The following is a 1249-nucleotide window of genomic DNA, read 5'->3' as shown; positions in this document are numbered from 1 at the left end:
TGAAGTGGTCAACTAAAACTGGCCACCGTGTTAGAGTTTTTCCGGTATCGGTTTTCCGATTCGTTTGGTGGTAACCCACCGTTATATTCATGCGGCCTGAGCACGCTATAATACCCAACGATATAGTCCGTTATTGCGTGGACTGCATCGCTGAAGCTTACGTAACCCGTCACCGGCACCCATTCGTTCTTCAGACTCCTGAAGAAGCGCTCCATTGGGCTATTATCCCAGCAGTTTCCGCGCCGACTCATACTCTGTCTGATCCGGTATCGCCACAGTAACTGCCGGAACTGCCTGCTCGTATAATGACTACCTTGATCGCTGTGGAACATTACTCCAACGGGCTTGCCGCGCGTTTCCCATGCCATTTCCAGCGCTTTCATAGTGAGTCTGCTGTCCGGTGAGAACGACATTGCCCAGCCTACTGGTTTCCTTGCGAACAGGTCGAGAACAACAGCAAGGTACGCCCAGCGCTTACCTGTCCAGATATAGGTCACATCACCGCACCACACCTGGTTTGGCTCTGTTACGGCGAACTGTCGCTCAAGATGATTCGGGATAGCAACGTGCTCATGACCGCCACGCCTGTACCGGTGAGTCGGCTGCTGGCAACTGACCAGCCTCAGCTCTTTCATGAGTCTGCCAGCGAGCCAGCGCCCCATCTGGTAGCCTCTCTGAGTGGCCATTGTGGCGATGCTTCTTGCTCCGGCAGAACCGTGGCTGATGCCATGTAGCTCAAGTACCTGGCTGCGTAATACAGCCCGTTTGCCGTCTGGCTTTTCAGGACGGTTTTTCCAGTATTTGTAGCTACTGCGATGAACCCCGAACACGTGGCAGAGAGTAACCACAGGATAACGCGCCCTGAGTTTCCCGATTATCGAGAACTGTTCAGGGAGTCTGACATCAAGAGCGCGGTAGCCTTTTTTAATATTTCGTTCTCCATTTCAATACGTTGTAGCTTTTTCTTTAGCTCACGTATTTCGATTTGTTCCGGCGTAATGGGGGAGGCATTTGGCGTTTTGCCCTGACGTTCATCTCGCAGTTGTTTGACCCATTTCGTCATCGTGGAAAGACCAACATCCATAGCCTTAGCAGCGTCAGAGACGGTGTAGTTTTGATCGACAACCAACTGAGCGGATTCGCGTTTGAATTCAGGACTAAAATTTCTTCTTTTCATTGGTGCACCTGTGTTGTTCTGAGGTGAGCATATCACCTCTGTTCAGGTGGCCAAATTCAGTAAACCACTTCA

Annotated in this window: 1 protein-coding gene; it reads right to left on the bottom strand. The window is 51.2% G+C overall.

All coding sequences use genetic code 11. From position 1 onward, the window contains the following. Positions 1-8 precede the first annotated feature (8 nt). Positions 9-1177 (bottom strand): IS3 family transposase gene (locus M987_RS23495; RefSeq protein WP_088201860.1). Its coding sequence is split into 2 segments (ribosomal slippage): positions 9-928 and positions 928-1177, totalling 1170 coding nucleotides; the frame shifts between segments, so codons are not numbered across the junction. Between the last annotated feature and the right edge of the window lie 72 nt (positions 1178-1249).

The organism is Enterobacter soli ATCC BAA-2102 (assembly GCF_001654845.1).
Classification (GTDB): Bacteria; Pseudomonadota; Gammaproteobacteria; order Enterobacterales; family Enterobacteriaceae; genus Enterobacter; species Enterobacter soli.
The sequence above is the reverse complement of the archived record's forward strand: the minus strand, read 5'-3'. Positions and strand labels throughout refer to the sequence as shown.